Source organism: Salinispora goodfellowii (assembly GCF_059570675.1).
In genome coordinates this window covers 207720-224633 of sequence record NZ_JCANTD010000004.1, presented here as the reverse complement: position 1 = coordinate 224633, position 16914 = coordinate 207720, and the positions used below count along the sequence as shown (strand labels likewise).

Sequence of the window (16914 nt, the reverse complement as noted above, 5' to 3'; positions counted from 1 at the left end):
CGTCGTCGGGTCGGGTGTTACCGGCCCAGTTCGGCCTCGAAGTTGCCGGCCTCCAGCCGCTCCTTGATCGCGCCAAGGAAACGGGCCGCGTCGGCGCCGTCGATCAGTCGGTGGTCGTACGACAGGGCCAGGTAGATCATCGACCGGACGGCCACGACCTCGCCCAGGTCCGGGTCGTTGACCACGACCGGGCGCTTGACCACGGCACCCGTGCCGAGCATCGCCGACTGCGGCGACGGCACGATCGGGGTGTCGAAGAGGGCACCCCGGCTGCCGGTGTTGGTCAGCGTGAACGTCGCGCCAGCGAGCTCATCCGGGCTGATCTTGTTGGTCCGGGTGCGCTCGGCCAGGTCGGCGACCCGCTTGGCGATACCGCCCAGGTTGAGGTCGCCGGCGTTGTGGATGACCGGCACCATCAGGCCCCGCTCGGTGTCCACGGCGACGCCGAGGTGCTCCGCCTCCGGGTAGGTGATCGTCCCGGCCCCCAGGTCCATCTGGGCATTGACGATCGGGAACGCCTGCAACGCCTCGACGGCCGCCAGGGCGAAGAACGGCAGGAAGGAGAGCTTCACGCCGTGCCGCTGCTGGAAGGCGTCCTTCGCCCGTGCCCGCAGTTTGGCGATCCGGGTGACGTCGACCTCGACCACGGTGGTGAGCTGCGCCATCTCGTGCAGCGACTCGTGCATCCGCTTCGCGATGGTCGTACGGATCCGCGGCAGCTTCTCGGTGCTGCCCCGCTTGCTGCTGGGCGCGGGCCGGGCCGCCGGCTTCGCCGCGGGGGCGGCCGGCTGCGCCGCCGGGGCCGGAGCCGCCTTGGCGGCGCGGGCCTGCTCGGCCGCGTCGAGCACGTCCTGCTTGCGGATCCGGCCACCCACGCCGGTGCCGTTGACCGTGGCGAGGTCAACCCCGTGCTCGCCGGCGAGCTTGCGGACCAGCGGGGTGACGTAGCCGGCGCTCTCCGTGCCACCGGTCGTCGCCGGCCGGGGGGCGGGCGCGGACGGGGCGGAGGCCCGCTCCGCCTTCGCCGGATCGGGGGCGCTCTCGGCTTCGGCCGCCGGCTCGTTGTAGGAGGCGCCCGGGGTCGGCTCGGTGACCTTCGGGTCGGGCTTCGGCTCGGGCTTGGGTTCCGGCTTCGCCTCGGGCTTGGGCGCCGGCTCCGGCTTGGGCTCGGGCTTCGTTGCCGCACCGGCCGTGCCGACGATCGCCAGCGTCGCGCCGACATCGGCGGTCTCGTCCTCCGCCACGGTGATCTCCAGGACGGTCCCGGCGACCGGCGCGGGGATCTCGGTGTCCACCTTGTCGGTCGACACCTCGAGCAGCGGCTCGTCAACCTCGACGGTGTCGCCGACCTGCTTGAGCCAGCGGGTGACCGTGCCCTCGGTGACACTCTCGCCGAGGGCCGGCATCGTCACCGGGCTGCCGCCCCCCGACGAACTGCCCCCGCCGGAGGGCGCGGGAGCCGGCTGCTCCTGCTCCGGCTCCGGGCCGGTGCCCTCGGCGGCGGCGGTCGGCTCGGGAGCCGACTGCCGTGGCTCGGCCTCGCCACCGCCCGCCGCCCCGCTGCCGCCCGCCGCCTCGTCGCCGATCGTCGCCAGCTCGCTGCCGACCTCGGCGGTCTCGTCCTCACCGACCACGATGCGGGTCAGTACACCGGCCGCGGGGGACGGGATCTCGGTGTCCACCTTGTCGGTCGACACCTCGAGCAGCGGCTCGTCAACCTCGACGGTGTCGCCCTCCTGCTTGAGCCAGCGCGTGACGGTGCCCTCGGTGACGCTCTCACCGAGCCGGGGCATGGTGACCGATACCGGCATTTTCTCCAGACTCCTTCATTCCCCTGATGGGATCGTCGCCCGTCGCCGGACGCCGTGGTTGTCGTGTCAGGCGTGCGCGTGCAGCGGCTTGCCGGCGAGGGCCAGGTGTGCCTCACCCAGCGCCTCGTTCTGGGTCGGGTGGGCGTGCACGAGCTGCGCCACCTCGGCGGGGTACGCCTCCCAGTTATAGATGAGCTGGGCCTCACCGATCAGCTCACCGACCCGGGCACCCACCATGTGCAAGCCAACGACCGGGCCGTCCTCGACCCGGACCAGCTTGACGAAGCCGGACGTCTTGAGGATCTGGCTCTTGCCGTTGCCGCCCAGGTTGTAGTTGTAGGTCTTGATCTTGTCGGTGCCGTACTGCTCCCTGGCCTTCGCCTCGGTCAGGCCGACCGACGCCAGCTCGGGGTCAGAGTAGGTGACCCGAGGAATGCCGGCCTCGTCGATGACGGCCGGATTCTCGCCGGCGATCTCCTCGGCGACGAAGATGCCCTGCTGGAAGCCGCGGTGTGCCAGCTGGAGGCCGGGCACGATGTCGCCGACCGCGTAGACGTTCGGCACGCTCGTGCGCTGCCGCTCGTCGGTGAGCACGTAGCCCCGGTCCATCCGGACGCCCTGCTCCTCGTAGCCGAGGCCGGCGGTGTTCGGTCCCCGACCGACGGCGACCAGCAGCAGCTCGGCCTCAACGGTCTCGCCGCCCGCGATGGTCACGCGAACGCCGGTGTCGGTCTTCTCGACCTTCTCGAACGGCTTGCCGACCTTGAAGTTGATCTTCCGCTTCCGGAAGGCCCGCTCCAGCGCCTTCGACGACTCCGCGTCCTCGGCGGCGACCAGCCGGGGCAGCGCCTCAATGATCGTGACGTCCACTCCGAAGGACTTCCACACGCTGGCGAACTCCACCCCGATGACGCCGCCACCGAGCACGATCACCGACGCGGGGACCCGGTCCATCACCAGCGCGTGGTCGCTCGTGATGATCCGCTCGCCGTCGACCTCCAGGCCGGGCAGGCTCTTCGCGTACGAGCCGGAGGCCAGAATGATGTTACGGCCGGTGTACCGCTTCCCGTCGACCTCGACGGTGTTCGGCGCGACCAGCCGGCCAGCGCCGGCCACGATGGTGATGTTCTTCGCGCCGCGCAGCATGCCCTGCAGGCCCTTGTACAGCCGCGCGACCACCCCGTCCTTGTACGAGTTGACCGCCGCCATGTCGATGCCGACCAACTCGGCCTTGACGCCGAACTGCTCCGACTCGCGGGTCTGGTCGGCGATCTCGGCGGCGTGCAGCAACGCCTTGGTCGGGATGCAGCCGTTGTGCAGGCAGGTGCCGCCGAGCTTGCCCTTCTCGACCAACGCAACGGAGAGGCCCAGCTCGGCGGCGCGCAGCGCCGCCGCGTAGCCACCGCTGCCACCTCCGAGGATGACGATGTCGAAGGTCTCGTTCGGCTCGCTCACGTCCAACTCCCAGGTCGCCTGGCTGCATCGGGGGGTCACGGTGGGGTAATGCGGACACACCCCACCTCGGTCATCTTGTCACCACCACGCCCGGCACGGGTAACGAGGTGCCCAACGACACGTCCGAGACACGTACCCTTGGCATCAGCTTCGATGGTGCGGGTGTGGGGAGACAGCCGGTGGGACTGTTCCGACGGAAGAAGGCACGTCCGGTCAGTCAGGATCGCGGGGTTGACCGGGGCGATCTGGGCCACCTGGAGAACTTCGTGCGGACCCGGCGGGGCGTCGAGGCGTACATCGAGCCCCGGACGACCATGACCGAGACCACGGTCATGCTGATCGCCGACGACGGCGAGTGGACCCGCCGCCGGATCGACGGCCCGGACGGCGCGCGGCGCTTCGCCCACCGGCTGGGCATCCCGGTCTACGACGTGAGCCTGATGGGCTACCCGCAGCGGATGCGGGACTACAACGAACGCCGCAAGCGCCGCCCCGAGTTGTTCTGAAACCCGCACCGGCCCGGCGGGTGGTGCGGCAGGGGCCCTCGTACCCGCCCGGCGGGTACGAGGGCCCCTGCTGACCGGTCAGCCCTGGCTGGCGATGTCCTCGATCAGGTGCAGCAGGGTGCGGACGGGCACCCCGGTGCCGCCCTTGGTCCAGTAGCCCGTCGGCTCCCCCGAGTGGTAGCCGGGGCCGGCGATGTCGATGTGCGCCCAGGCGACCTCGTCGGTGACGAACTCACGCAGGAACACACCGCCCTGGAGCATGTGACCCGCCCGGTCCATCCCCGCGTTGACCTGGGAGATGTCGGCGACCTCGGAGTCCATACCCTTGCGCACGTCCTCCGGCAGCGGCATCGGCCAGGTCGGCTCGCCGACCGCCTCGCCGGCGGTACGCACCCGCTCGCACAGCTCCGGCGTGCCCATCACCCCGGCGACCTTCTTGCCCAGCGCGACCACCTGGCCGCCGGTGAGCGTGGAGGTCTCCAGCAGGTAGTCGCAGCCGTCCGCGCAGGCCCGGGCGATCGCGTCGGCGAGGATCATCCGCCCCTCGGCGTCGGTGTTCAGCACCTCGACGCGCTTGCCGTCGAACATCGTGATGACGTCGCCCGGCCGGTACGCCGTACCGGAGGGCATGTTCTCCGCCATCGGCACGTACGCGGTCACCGACACGGCGGGCGCGAGCTCCGCGACCGCCAGCATCGCGGCGGCGACGGCCCCGGCGCCGGCCATGTCGGCCTTCATCTCCCACATACCCTGCGACGGCTTGATCGAGACGCCGCCGCTGTCGAAGGTGATGCCCTTGCCGACCAGGGCGACCCGCTTGCCGTTGCCGCCACCGGCCGGGGTGTAGCTGATCCGCACCAGTCGCGGCGGGGCCTGCGACCCCTGCCCGACGGCGGTGATGCCCCCGTAGCCGCCCTCGCGCAGGGCGACCTCGTCGAGCACCTCCACCTCCATGCCAGCCGCGCGGGCGGCGGTCGCCACCGAGTCGGCGAAGGCCGGCGGGCGCAGCTCGTTGGGGGCGGCGTTGACCCAGTCCCGGGAGGACCGGACCGCGTTGGCCACCGCCTGCGCCCGGGCCACCTCGGCCGTGGCGGTGGCGTCACCCGCGTCCGGGACCGCGACCAGCACCTCCGCGACCGGCTCCCGCCGGGCCGGCTGTGGGCGGGTCTTGTAACCGGCGAACCGGTAGCCGCCCAGCAGGCCGCCCTCGGCGACCGCACGCAGCGCTGCCGGCGCGTCGGCGTCGTCCGGCAGCGGCAGGGCCAGCGCGACTCGGGCCGAGCCGGCCAGCGCCCGCACCGCGGCACCGGCCGCCCGGCGCAGGGTCTCCGGGGTGGGGGCGGCGCCGGTCGGCTCCGGCCCGAGACCCACCGCGGCGATCACCGGAGCGGTAACCGTGCCGAGCGTGGCGAGCTTGATCACCTCGCCCGGGCCTCCGGTTGCGCCGAGCAACGCCAGCGTCTCGGTCAGTTTTCCATCGAAGGCCGCGGCGATGCTCTCCGCGCCGCTGGCCAGCAGCAGGGTGCCGACGAGGTCGCCGGCCCGCTCTCCGGGCTGGCTGTGCACGCCGACGACGATCGCGTCAACGGCGAGCTCGGCGGGGTCGGTGTCGACGAGGCTGAGGGAAATGGTGGGCGATGTCACTGAAGCTACTCCGGGCGGGCCGGGCTGGTCGCGTCGTCGCGTACCAGCGATGAAGGTCTCCGGCGGACCGTACCCGCCGTTGACCAGGGCTGTCCCGCCAGTGGTGCTGGCGGGTCCCGCCGATGCTAACCAGCCGGGGAGGTGCCGGTAAGTTGCCACCCATGACCGACGTGACCTCCGGCTCCGCCGAAACCCGGCTGCGCCGCTCCCCGCTGCACGACCGGCATGTCGCTGCCGGCGCCAAGTTTGCCCTCTTCGGCGGGTGGGAGATGCCGCTCGAGTACGCGGGGGGCGGGGTGCGCCGGGAGCACTCGGCGGTCCGCGACGCGGTGGGCGTCTTCGACGTGTCCCACCTGGGCAAGGTGCGGGTCACCGGCGCGGGGGCGGCGGAGTTCGTCAACGCCTGCCTCAGCAACGACCTGGCCCGGATCGGGCCGGGCCAGGCGCAGTACACCCTCTGCTGCGACGATGCCACCGGCGGTGTGGTGGACGACATCATCGCCTACCGGTACGCCGACGACCACGTCTTCCTGATCCCCAACGCCGCGAACACCGCGGAGGTGGTGCGCCGGCTGCGGGCCGCCGCGCCACCGACGGTCACGATCACTGACGAGCACGAGGCGTACGCGATCCTCGCGGTGCAGGGCCCGCGCTCGGCCGACCTGCTCGGCGCGCTGGGCCTGCCCACGGAGCACGGCTACATGAGCTTCGCGGAGGGCACGCTGGCCGGGGCCAACCTGACCGTGTGCCGCACCGGCTACACCGGCGAACTGGGCTACGAGTTGATCCTGCCCGCCGCGGAGGCTGGCGGAGTCTGGGACGCGCTCTTCGCCGCCGACGAGCAGCTGCAGGCGTGTGGCCTGGCCGCCCGGGACACCCTGCGGACCGAGATGGGCTACCCGTTGCACGGGCAGGACCTGTCGCTGGAGATCACCCCGGTGCAGGGCCGTTCGGGCTGGGCGGTCGGCTGGGACAAGCCCGCCTTCTGGGGACGGGCGGCCCTGCTCGCGGAGAAGGCCGCCGGCCCCCGGCGCCGGCTGCGCGGCCTGGTGGCGGTCGATCGGGGCATCCCGCGCCCCGGCATGGTCGTCTACCACGGTGCGACGCCGGTCGGCACGGTCACCAGCGGCACCTTCAGCCCGACCCGGAAGCAGGGCATCGCCCTGGCCCTGATCGACACCGAGCCGGCCCTGGCCGACGGGGTCGAGCTCGAGGTCGACATCCGGGGACGCCGGGCAGCGGTGAACCTGGTCCGCCCGCCGTTCGTCAACCCCTCGGTTCGGTAGCTCGCTCCCGGTCAGCGCCCGCGCCACCCCTGCCGATCGGGTGGGGTGGGGCCGGGTCAGACCGGCGGGGCGGGGCGTTCACCGGCATCCAGGACGGCCTGGGTCCAGCCGCCCTCACGGACCCCGGTGCCGTCCAGGACCGCCCAGTCGACCACGTCGGTCGCCTCCACCACCACCGCGGAGCCGATCCGTACGGCCGGATCCGTGTTGGCGTCGCTGGCGCTGGCACCCTCGATCTGCTCCGGCGTCGGCCAGGAGGTCACCCCGGCCCACACGTACTCCGGGCCGTCCGCTCCGGGCAGCCCGTACTTCACCACCAGCTGTGTCTCCGGCGGTAGCGCCCCGGCGAGGAAGCGGGCGCGGATCTCGCCCAGCGCGGCGCGGGCGGTGGCGACCGCCCGGCTCATCGCGTCGCCGGAGCGGGTGTAGCGCACGTCCGGGGCGATGCCGGTGAAGAGGGTTCCACAGGCCGAGGCGTAGTAGCGGCCGTCCGGCCCGGAGTAGCCGGCCGGCGGCCGCAGGGTGAGGAACGAATCCGCCTCCGGGTCCGTCGCCGGGTCGAGTTCTAGCCGGAGGAGCACCGGGGCGGTGGCCCCATGCTGTTCCGGGTTGCCGTACGCCACCGCGATGTCTCCACCGGTGACCGTGGCCAGTACGGGTAGCTGCACGAACGCCGGCAGCTCCTCGCCGGCCAGGCCGTCGGTCCACACCCGCAGCAGTCGCCGCGCCGTGCCGGTCATCACCGCGCCCCAGGCCCGGGTCAGGTGGTCCGGCACGCCCTGTGCCTGGAGTTCCAGCAGCCCGAACCGGCGCAGCCCCTTGGTGGTGAACCAGAGCCCGTCGGCGTCGGACGAGTACGGCACCAGTACCCAGTCGACCAGCCGGATCCGGCCCTGCTCGTCCGGCAGGGACCGCAAGGCGGTCGTCGGGTCGAGGAACTGGAGCCCAAAGACATCCACCACGTCGCCGCCCGCGGTGTCGGCGACCGCCGCCGCCACCGCCCGCGCCGCCCACTCGTGCGCGGGCGGCCAGCCGGGCTGGTACTCGGCCTGCACCACGACCAGGTGGGTCGCCGCCGCCAGCCGGGACAGCTGGGCCTCGGTCGCGCCGAAGGCGGTGAGCAGGTCCGGCGGCAGCTCGGGGAACTCGTGGATCGGCCGGGTGTCCACGCTCATCAGCGGGCTGTCCAGCATCTGCTGGGCGAGGGCGTGCACCGGTTCGGCGAGCCGCCCGGTGAGCTGCCGTACCGCGGTCTTCGTGCCCACCTTCGGGAGCCCCGCCATCGGTACCAGGTAGGTGGCGTTCAGCGATTCCGGGACCGGTACGGGCAGGAAGTCGTCCGTGATGAGCATGGGTCTCCCGGATGGCCGTGCCGGTGTTGTCGTGCGTAACGCTACCCGCCGGGGTGGGCGGAGTTCAGCCGGACAAGACCAGTCCCAGGTAGACCAGGGTGGTGACCACCTCGACGGTGGCACCGAGCACGTCGCCGGTGATCCCACCGAGACGGCGTACGCCGTGCCGGAGCAGCCAAACCGCGGTGGCGAGGGCGGCGATGACGACCAGCGGTCCCTGCCACGGGCGGTCCGGCACGGCGGCGAGCGCCAGCAGCGCCACCACGGTGGTCCCGGTGGCGAGGGCGCCGGGCCCGACGGTCCCGGCGACCAGTGCTCCCAGCCCGTCCGGTCGGGCTGCCGGCACCCCGCGCCGGCAGGCCAGCGCGACTCCGAGCCGACCGGCGGCGGTGGCGGTCACCACCGCCGCCAGCGCGGTCGACGTTGACCGTTCGGCCAGCTCCGCCAGCACCGCCGCCTGTACCAGGAGGACGACCACCAGGGCGGTGACCCCGAACGGGCCGACATCCGGCTTCTTCATGATCTCCAGCGCGGCCGGCCCACGCCGGTACGAGCCGAGCGCGTCCACGGTGTCGGCGAGCCCGTCGAGGTGCAGCCCTCGGGTGAGCAGCGCGCCGGCACCGACCGTGACGCCGGCCGCTACCAGTGGCGGCGCGAAGCCGCCGGTGAGTAGCAGCACTCCGGTGAGGAGGGCACCGAGTAGCGCGCCGACGGCCGGGGCCAGGGCCATCGCGGTGCCGGCCACGGCCCGGTCGATCCGGCCGGCCTGCACCGGCAACGTGGTGAACGTGGTCAGCGCTAGCCGGGCACCGGCGGCGAGCCGCGGTTCAGCCGGCACGCCGGCCGGACGAATCCAGCGGGGTGGACTCCGGATCGGTGCTGGTGGGCCCCGGTCCGGCCGGTTCTGGCTCGCGGAAGTCCGGTTCGTCCTCCGTCGGCGTCGCCGGCTCCGGTTGCTTCGTCGCCGGTTCCGACTCCTCCGTCGGCTTGGCCTCGTCTGGCTCGCTCGTCGTTGGCCCGGCGGCCGCCGGCTCCGTCGTCAACTCGGCCACGGTTGACGTGGCTTCGTCCGGCGTGGCTTCGTCCGACTCGACCCGTAGCGACGGGTGCGCCGGCAGCGCCGCGGCCAAGGCCAGCGCCGACCGCAGCATCGGCAGCGCCACCAGCGCGTTCCCGCCCTCGCCCAGGTCCAGCCGCAGGTCGAGCAGGGGAGTGAGGCCGAGCACGTCGGCGGCGAGCTGGACACCGGGGTGCCCGCCGTGGTCGGCGAGCAGGCACCAGTGCCGGGCCGGCCCGGCCAGGTCGCGGCTGACCAGACCGGCCGCAACTCCGACCGGCCCGTCCAGAAGCACCGGCAGCCGCCGCGCGGCAGCGCCGAGCAGCACGCCGGTGGCGACCGCGATGTCGCCGCCGCCCACCTCGGCGAGGATCTCCCTGGGCTCGCGGGACGAGTGGCGGCTGCGATGCAGCCCATCCCGGATGGCCGCGCAGCGGACCATCCACGCGGCGTCGTCGTATTCGCCGGCGCCGGTACGCACCCGGGCCAGTACGGCGGGTGGTTCGGCGCCGGCCGTGGCGGCGAGCACCGCTGCCGCGGCGGCGTCGGTGCCGGCGCCGCAGGCGCCCAGCACCAGCAGCCGTACGCCCGCGTCGGCGGCCTGGTCGGCGAGCCGCCAGCCGAGCTGCAACGCCGCCTCGACCTGGTTGAGGGGGAGCGCCGGGCCGGTCTCGATCGGGTCCGCGGCGGGGGCGTCAACCACCTGCAGCTCCGCCCCGGCCTCAGCGGCGAGGCGGGCCCACGCACCCTGGCCGTCCCGGGCCTCCTGGGCCCGGCGGGCGGAGTCGCCAGGGGCGGTGCCGGCGGCGGCACCGCCCGCGTGGTCACCATGCACCAGCAGTACCCGGGTGCTGGCCCAGGGGACGGGCTGCGGAGTGCCCTGGGTGGCGGCGGCGAACTCGACCAGCTGGGTGAGCTCGCCGAAGCCGGCGCCGGGTAGGTCCCGGGTGGCCACCCGCTGCCCGGCCTGCGAGCCGGCGTCCTCGTCGGGCATGGGTAGCTCCAGGCCCGGCTCGATGGCCAGGCCCGGCTCGATGGCCAGGCCGGTCGCGGCCGCCGGCGGCGCCAACCAGGGGGCGCCGGCACCGGCGGCGAGTGCGGCCGGTGTGGGCGGGGCGCTCGGGGTCAGCACCTCCGGTAGCGGCGGCGGTGCGAGGACCGGGCCGGTAGCGGCTCTGCTGCCGGCGGCGGCCGGCGTGATCTGCGCCGGGACGGCGGCTGGGCGGGTCGGTGGGGGCGGCTTGAGCCAGCTGGGCTGGCCGGCGACCACCAGCACGACCGTGTCAACCGCGTCGGCGATCGCCCGGTTGGCGGTGCCGAGCGCGTCGGTGAAGGCCCGGCCGAGCGGGGTCGTCGGCACCAGCGAGAGGCCAACCTCGGCGCTGACCAGCACCAGCCGCGCGGGGCAGGAGCGGATCGCCGCGACCAGCACGGCGATGGTGGCCGTGGCGTCGACGGGTTGGTGGGCGGGGTCGAGGAGAGCCGTCACCCAGCCACCGACATCGTCGATGAGTAGCGTCTCGGCGGGCTGCGCGGCGGCCAGCAGCTCCGCCAATCGGCGGGGCTGCCCCGCGGTCTCCTCCGTGGTCCACGTCGTCGGCCGGCGAGCGCGGTGAGCGTCGAGGCGGGTCGCCCACTCCTCGTCGTCGGCGCTGGTGTCGCCGGCGGTGGCCACATACCGGACCGCCGGCGCATCGGCTACCAGGGCCTCGGCGAACTCGGACTTTCCCGACCGGATTCCGCCGAGCACCAGGACCGTGTTCCACCCGTCAATGGACATGTCCGTACCTTAAGGCCGCCCGCCTCCCGCCCGCCTCCCGCCCCGCTCCTCCCGGAGCTGCTCACATTCACCTCGTAACGATCATGGCGGGCCGGACGTGCAGCCGTCGGCGGCGCGGCGGACTAGGCTGACGGGAGATCCGCGGCGAGGGGAGACACGCAGATGGCGTGGAGCTGGCAGTACGAGGGTGAGAACGGCGAACCGGCATCCGGGCCGGCCGAGTCGTTCAGTAGCCAGGCGGACGCCGAGTCCTGGATCGGCCAGACCTGGCGGGAACTCGCGGCGGCCGGCGTAATCGCGGTCCTGCTTGTCGAGGACGATCGCGTGGAGTACCGGATGAGTCTGCAGCCCCCGGCGGAGTGATGGCCGGAGATCGTGCTGGAGGTGGGCCGCTGGTGCTGGGCGTGCCCCGGGCAGCGTTCCGCCCCAGCCCGGTCTTCCTCGGGCTGGTGGCCCTCTTCGTGCTCAGTGGGGTCCTGACCTGGCAGGGAATCGGCAACGTCCGGGGCAACGTGTTCCTTTTCGTCGTCTCCGGGTGGCTGGTCTCACTCTGCCTGCACGAGTACGCGCACGCGCTGGTGGCGTTCCGGGCCGGGGACCGTAGCGTCGCGCACCAGGGCTACCTCACCCTCAACCCGCTGAAGTACAGCCATCCACTGCTGTCGATCGCACTGCCGGTGGTGGTGGTGCTGCTCGGTGGTATCGGCCTGCCCGGCGGGGCGGTCTGGGTGGACCGGCACGCCATTCCGGGGCGGCTCCGGCACACCCTGGTCAGCCTCGCCGGCCCGGCCACCAACGTGGTGTTCACGCTGGTGCTGGTCATCGCCGTCCGGCTGGCAGCGGGCGGCGGCGGGCCGGTGCAGTTCTGGGCGGCGGTGGCACTGCTCGCCTTCCTCCAACTCACCGCGAGCCTGCTCAACCTGCTTCCGGTGCCGGGTCTGGACGGTGGCAACATGATCCAGCCCTGGCTCTCCCCGCCGTACCGGCGGGTGTACGACCTCTTCGCGCCGTACGGCTTTCTCCTGCTCTTCGCGCTGCTGTGGAACCCCCGGATCAACGGCTGGTTCTTCGGGACGGTCTTCGCCGTCGGCGACGCGTTGGGCCTACCGCCGGGCCTGTACGGGCTCGGCCTGGATCTGGTCCGTTTCTGGCAGAGCTGAGGCCCCGCGGGTGCCGCCGGTCATTCCGGCCGGCGCTGGGGCGGTCACTCCGCACGGCGGGGCGGTCACTCCGCACGGCGGGGCGGTCAGCCCGCACGGCGGTGGGCCGGTCAATTTCGGCCAGTCCACCACCGTGGGTGGGTCAGGGCCGCTGCGCGGGGGACTCGGTCCGGGCCGGGTCCCGCTCGACGACCGGCTCGACGATGTTATCGATGGCCTTGAGCAGGTCGGCGTCGAGCCGTACCCCGGCCGCCTTGACGTTGTCGTGCACCTGCTCGGGGCGGGAGGCGCCGATGATCGCCGAGGAGACGTTCGGGTTCTGTAGCACCCAGGCGATGGCGAGCTGGGCCATGCTCAGCCCCGCCTGCTCGGCGAGCGGCTTGAGCTGCTGCACCCGGGTCAGCACGTCGTCGCTGAGCCACTTGGCGATGAAGCCCGCGCCAGACTTCTCGTCGGTGGCCCGGGAGCCCGCGGGTGGGGGGTGACCCGGCTGGTACTTCCCGGTCAGCACGCCCTGCGCCATCGGGGACCAGACGATCTGACCGACGCCCAACTCCTCGCTGGCCGGCACCACCTCGGCCTCGATGACCCGCCAGAGCATCGAGTACTGCGGCTGGTTGGAGATCAGCGGAATCCGCAGCTCACGGGCGAGCTTGTGGGCCTGGCGCAGCTCCGTCGCCGTCCACTCCGAGACCCCGATGTAGAGCGCCTTCCCGGCGCGGACAACATCGGCGAACGCCTCCATCGTCTCTTCGATCGGGGTGCTGTGGTCGTACCGGTGCGCCTGGTAGAGGTCGACGTAGTCGGTGCCCAGCCGGCGCAGCGAACCGTCGATCGACTCCATGATGTGCTTGCGGGACAGGCCCCGGTCGTTGCGACCCGGACCGGTCGGCCAGAACACCTTCGTGAACAACTCGAGTCCGGCACGCCGTTCGTTCTGCAGTGCCCGGCCGAGAACCTCCTCCGCCCGGGTGCCCGCGTACGCGTCCGCGGTGTCGAAGGTGGTGATACCGGCGTCCAGGGCGGCCCGGACACAGGCGAAGGCCGACTCCTCCTCAACCTGGGAGCCGTGGGTGATCCAGTTTCCGTACGAAATTTCGCTGACTATCAGGCCGGAACGGCCCAGGTGTCGGAATTCCATTCCCTGACCCTAACCCGGTGGCGCGCCGCCAACGAAGGACCCGGCTCTGCACGCCGGACCCGGTGCACCAGCTGGGCCGGCCGCCGCCGTACCCGGGTCCGCCTCGGTCTCGGCGGCGGAGCTGTTGCCGGCCGACCTTCCGGTACGACCAGGTCAGAGTAGTGGCACCGCATCGGTGAGCAGCTGTTCGATCTCGGCCAGCACCCCGGCCTGGTCGAGCTGCGTCGGCTCGATCAGCGGTCTGCCCTGCCGATCCAACGCTCCCCATCGGCCGGCGGGAGTGGCTACCAGGTAGGCCACGGGGTGCACCACCAACGCCGGGTGCGCCGGCGGCACGACCACCCGGCCCGTCCGGTCCACCACGCCGTACCGCCCGGCCAGGTCAACGACGGCCAACCCCTCCTCGGTGAAGCCATCCACCTGCCCGCCGGCAGTGAGCACGGTGGCGAACCCGTGGTACCGGGTCGGTACCACCAGCCGGCCGGCACGGTCCACCGCGCCCCACCCCTCGCGCCGGACCACGGCGATACCGTGTCGGAACGGGCGCACGTCGGTGAACCCCGGTGGCACCACGACCTCGCCCTGCGGGTCAATCGCACGCCAGTCACCGGGTTCGCCCTGGGACACCCAGGCCAGTCCGTCGGCGAACGGGCGGACCACCAGCCAGGACGCTGGCAACACGGTGCTGCCAGCTCGATCGAGCAGCGACCACCGTTGGTCATCCGGGTGGCGAACCCAGGCCAGGCCCTCCCGGAACGGCTGCGCCTCCGCGTACTCCGCCGCGATGGCCAGGTCACCATCCGGGTCGGCGTACCCCCAGAGATCGCCGTCACGCGCCGGCACCGGCGGCTGGTCCGGCTCCAGCAACTCCGCCCTGCTGCGGGGGTACGGCCCGAAGCCGGTCTTGGCGGCCAGATCGGCGACCGCGTCCAGACTCACCCGTACCCGGTCCAGCAGTTCCGGATCGGCGGTGCCGCGTAGGTCCAGAGCCCGCTCGAAATGCAGGCATGCCTCGATCAGTCGACCTTGGTCAACGCAACACCGTCCCGCATGTTCGTGCAGCGCCACCCGCAGCCGGTCAGGCAGCTCCGGCGAGTTCGCCTGGGCGAAGAGGCGGTCGGCTTCGTCGTACTCGCCCCGCCATCGCAGTACCTGGGCCAGCCGGGCCTGCGCGAGAGCGGACCGTCGCAACTCGCCGGTGGCCTCCGCGTAGGTCACGGCCAGCCGGCCGTCCGCCAGCGCCTCGTCCAGGTCACCAGCCGCCCGGGACGCCACGGCCCGCAGACTGAGTAGCCGGGCCCGGGATCGGTTGTCCAGGGCCGTGCCGAGCTTCTCGGTCAACCGGTGTCGGATATTCCGGAACTGCTGGGGGTCGGGGATGACCTCGCGGAGCGTGGCCGGGTCCAGTCGCCAGGGAAGGTTGGCCAGCACCCGTTCGGGGTCGCCCGGTGGGGCGGTGTCGTTGACGTCCGCGACCTCCGGCGGGTCACTCCGGTCCGGGGTGGGCGGAACCGTCGCGGGAGCGGCTGCCGTCTCCGGCGGGGGAGCGGTCGCTGCCTCCGGCGCGGGAACTTCCGTCGGTTCCGCTGCCTCCGTTGAGTCGGCCTCCGTTGAGTCGGCCTCCGTTGAGTCGGCCTCCGTTGAGTCGGCCTCCGGCCGCGGCGTGGGGGGCGCGGGGAACACCTGGGCCGGTTCCGGCGCGACCGTCGCCGCGGTCGCCGCGGTCAGGTCTACCGGCGCTGAGGTCGCTACCGGTTCCGCCTCCGCCTCCGCCTCCGCCTCCGGTTCCGCCTCCGCCTCCGGTTCTGGTTCTGGTTCTGGTTCTGGTTCCGGTTCTGGTTCCGCCTCCGGTTCCGCCTCCGCCTCCGGTTCCGCCTCCGCCTCCGCCTCCGCCTCCGGTTCCGGCTCTGGTGCCGGCCCCCGGTCCGTCGCGACCGGTGGCAACGCGGTCTCCGAATCCGACGAGGCGGGCTCGGCGGTGGGAACGAGCCCTTCCGCTGGTGCCCGCTCCAGGTCGGCGTCGGCTTGCGCCGGGTCTGGGCCTTCCGTCAGGGCAGCGCTTGCGGACGGGGCTGGATCCTCGTTCGGGGCTTCGTCGCTGCTGCCGAGAACATCAGCGGCGCCGGCCGGTACGGCATCGGCTGGCTCGGTCTCCTCCGGTGCGGGGTTGGCGGATTCCGTCTTCTCCTCGACGACGCTGGCGGGTTCCGCGTACTCGGTCGTGGCGCTGGCCGCTGTCGCCGAGAGCGGTGACGTGGCGGCTGGTGCGTCGTCGGGCTGGTGGGATGCGGCCGTCGACGGCGGTGCGTCGGGGCTGGAGGGGCCGGTGGCGGGGGTGCGCGGCTCGGCGGGGGCGGCCGGTCCGAACCAGCCGCTTGGCCCATTTGGGCCTGGTGCGGGCCGGACGGGGTCGGTGGTGGGCGGTGGCGGAACGTACCGCTGCGGCCGCGGTGTCTTGATGGCTGGTGTCGGTCCGGCCGCCTTGGGAGGCGGCGGCGTCGGTCCGGGCGCTTTGCCGGTGACCGGGCGGTCCGGGTCCGAATGGGGCGGCGGGGCCGTCCCGGCGGCGCCGGATACCGGTTGGCTGGGCGCGCCGGATACCGGTCGGCCGTGCGGGGGTGCCGACGTGCTTGTCGGGGGACCGTCCTGAGGCGGTCGGTGGGGTGGCGGGAGGTGTGGTCCGGGTGGTGTGCCGCGTTGGGGGTTCTCCTGGTGCGGGCCCGGCTGGGCTGGCTGCCAAGGGCGTCCGGTCCCGGGCCGGCGGTTGGGGTGCGGCTGCTGCTGGCCGCGGTCCCGGTCGGGATGGCGGACCGGTCCGGGTGCCCCGTCCCGGTGCGGGTGGACGGTGCCGTGCTCGGCCGAGGGACCGGGGCCGGCCGGGCTACCAGGGCCGACCAAGGGACCGGGGCGGGCCGGGTTACCAGGGCCGGCGGAATGCCATCGTGGGTATGGGTCAACCCGTCCATCCCGGCGCGGCTGGGGCCCGTCCGGCCGCGGGCGCCCACCGTCGTTCTCCGGTGGTGCGCCGAGCCGGCCATGATCGGTGTCGGTTGACCGCCCCCACGGGTAGCGGGTCCGGGGTGGTGGCCCCCCGGCCTCCCGACCAAGGGGGTAGTGGTCGTGTCCCTGGGGTCGCTCCTCGTCCGGTTCGGGTATCCAGCCCGGTTCCGGGCGCTGGGCGGGGGAGACCGGCTGGCTCCATCCCGCGGGCTCGTGCCACGGAACCCGGCCGTCGTGCCGGTCCGGGTGGGCGTGGTGACTGCGCCCGGAGTCGGTGCGCTGGCTGTCCCGTTCCCGGCCGGGGTCGCCGTCTCGGAAACCGCCCGGCGCTGTTCCTCGGCCTCGGTCTGCTACCCGGGGTGTCTCCCCCGGCCATCGGCGGCGCGGCTCCTCGTCCTGGTGGGCGCGGTGGTCGTCCGGTTCATCCCAGGAACGGCCGGTGTAGGTCCCGTCGGGGCGGGTCGGCGCCAGCGGGGGCACCGCGGCCCGGCCGACGACGGCAGCTCGCCCGCGCGGGGCGGGCGGTTGGGTGTGCTCAACGCCGATGTCACCGGGGAAGCGCTGACCGGGGAACTGTGGATGCCACTCGTTCGTCGGCTCGACCATCCAGGACGGCTCGGTGGTGCGGTGCCACGGGTCGTCGTAACCGCCGCGACTCATCCGTGCGCCCCGTCGGTGTGGACAAGGGGGCTGCCCTGGCCTGCGGGTGGGGATTGGGCAGG

General features: G+C 73.2%; 12 protein-coding genes. 4 read left to right on the top strand and 8 right to left on the bottom strand.

Annotated features, from left to right (window positions below; all coding sequences use genetic code 11):
- Positions 1-17: 17 nt before the first annotated feature.
- Positions 18-1811: a 2-oxoglutarate dehydrogenase, E2 component, dihydrolipoamide succinyltransferase gene (sucB, locus tag T398_RS07460; protein WP_496445619.1), complete on the bottom strand. Its 1794-nt coding sequence runs from the start codon at positions 1809-1811 to the stop codon at positions 18-20.
- 66 nt (positions 1812-1877) lie between these two features.
- The gene (gene lpdA / locus T398_RS07455; protein ID WP_496445618.1) at positions 1878-3305 is read right to left on the bottom strand and encodes a dihydrolipoyl dehydrogenase; all 1428 of its coding nucleotides are present in this window, start codon (positions 3303-3305) and stop codon (positions 1878-1880) included.
- Positions 3306-3445: 140 nt separating this feature from the next.
- On the opposite strand from lpdA, the gene T398_RS07450 reads away from it, so the two are divergent.
- A complete protein-coding gene (locus T398_RS07450) occupies positions 3446-3772 on the top strand; it encodes a hypothetical protein (protein WP_018726859.1) in 327 nt (108 codons plus the stop codon).
- Between the two features lie 78 nt (positions 3773-3850).
- Here the strand turns inward: T398_RS07450 and T398_RS07445 are convergent, their stop codons facing one another.
- Positions 3851-5416, bottom strand: coding sequence for a leucyl aminopeptidase (locus T398_RS07445; protein ID WP_496445617.1), 1566 nt, complete (start codon positions 5414-5416; stop codon positions 3851-3853).
- Positions 5417-5577: 161 nt separating this feature from the next.
- Here T398_RS07445 and gcvT point away from each other — a divergent pair, with 161 nt between their 5' ends.
- Entirely contained in the window at positions 5578-6702 is a 1125-nt protein-coding gene (gene gcvT / locus T398_RS07440) for a glycine cleavage system aminomethyltransferase GcvT (protein ID WP_496445616.1), read from the top strand.
- A gap of 56 nt (positions 6703-6758) precedes the next feature.
- Here the strand turns inward: gcvT and T398_RS07435 are convergent, their stop codons facing one another.
- From T398_RS07435 to T398_RS07425, 3 genes are all read right to left on the bottom strand, one after another.
- Entirely contained in the window at positions 6759-8054 is a 1296-nt protein-coding gene (locus T398_RS07435) for a DUF2314 domain-containing protein (RefSeq protein WP_496445615.1), read from the bottom strand.
- Positions 8055-8118: 64 nt separating this feature from the next.
- Positions 8119-8892 carry an adenosylcobinamide-GDP ribazoletransferase gene (locus tag T398_RS07430; protein ID WP_496445614.1) on the bottom strand — a complete coding sequence of 258 codons (774 nt, stop codon included), beginning with the start codon at positions 8890-8892 and terminating at the stop codon, positions 8119-8121.
- Positions 8882-10891 carry a bifunctional adenosylcobinamide kinase/adenosylcobinamide-phosphate guanylyltransferase gene (locus tag T398_RS07425; protein WP_496445613.1) on the bottom strand — a complete coding sequence of 670 codons (2010 nt, stop codon included), beginning with the start codon at positions 10889-10891 and terminating at the stop codon, positions 8882-8884. Before T398_RS07425 ends, T398_RS07430 begins: the two co-directional genes overlap by 11 nt.
- Before the next feature lie 162 nt (positions 10892-11053).
- Here T398_RS07425 and T398_RS07420 point away from each other — a divergent pair, with 162 nt between their 5' ends.
- Positions 11054-11254, top strand: coding sequence for a hypothetical protein (locus T398_RS07420; protein WP_018216464.1), 201 nt, complete (start codon positions 11054-11056; stop codon positions 11252-11254).
- On the top strand, positions 11254-12051 hold the full coding sequence (locus tag T398_RS07415) for a site-2 protease family protein (protein WP_496445612.1): 798 nt from the start codon (positions 11254-11256) through the stop codon (positions 12049-12051). The genes T398_RS07420 and T398_RS07415 overlap by 1 nt, the downstream gene beginning before the upstream one ends.
- A gap of 142 nt (positions 12052-12193) precedes the next feature.
- Here T398_RS07415 and T398_RS07410 read toward each other — a convergent pair whose 3' ends face one another.
- Together T398_RS07410 and T398_RS07405 are read right to left on the bottom strand one after the other, a co-directional pair.
- A complete protein-coding gene (locus tag T398_RS07410; protein ID WP_496445611.1) occupies positions 12194-13192 on the bottom strand; it encodes an aldo/keto reductase family protein in 999 nt (332 codons plus the stop codon).
- Positions 13193-13345: 153 nt separating this feature from the next.
- Entirely contained in the window at positions 13346-16852 is a 3507-nt protein-coding gene (locus T398_RS07405; protein ID WP_496445610.1) for a WG repeat-containing protein, read from the bottom strand.
- Positions 16853-16914: the final 62 nt, after the last annotated feature.

Coding starts and splice junctions, on each gene's coding strand:
- sucB (WP_496445619.1), bottom strand. CDS start 1,811: ATGCCGGTATCGGTCACCATGCCCCGGCTCGGTGAGAGCGTCACCGAG.
- gcvT (WP_496445616.1), top strand. CDS start 5,578: ATGACCGACGTGACCTCCGGCTCCGCCGAAACCCGGCTGCGCCGCTCC.
- T398_RS07435 (WP_496445615.1), bottom strand. CDS start 8,054: ATGCTCATCACGGACGACTTCCTGCCCGTACCGGTCCCGGAATCGCTG.
- T398_RS07425 (WP_496445613.1), bottom strand. CDS start 10,891: ATGTCCATTGACGGGTGGAACACGGTCCTGGTGCTCGGCGGAATCCGG.
- T398_RS07420 (WP_018216464.1), top strand. CDS start 11,054: ATGGCGTGGAGCTGGCAGTACGAGGGTGAGAACGGCGAACCGGCATCC.
- T398_RS07415 (WP_496445612.1), top strand. CDS start 11,254: ATGGCCGGAGATCGTGCTGGAGGTGGGCCGCTGGTGCTGGGCGTGCCC.
- T398_RS07410 (WP_496445611.1), bottom strand. CDS start 13,192: ATGGAATTCCGACACCTGGGCCGTTCCGGCCTGATAGTCAGCGAAATT.
- T398_RS07405 (WP_496445610.1), bottom strand. CDS start 16,852: ATGAGTCGCGGCGGTTACGACGACCCGTGGCACCGCACCACCGAGCCG.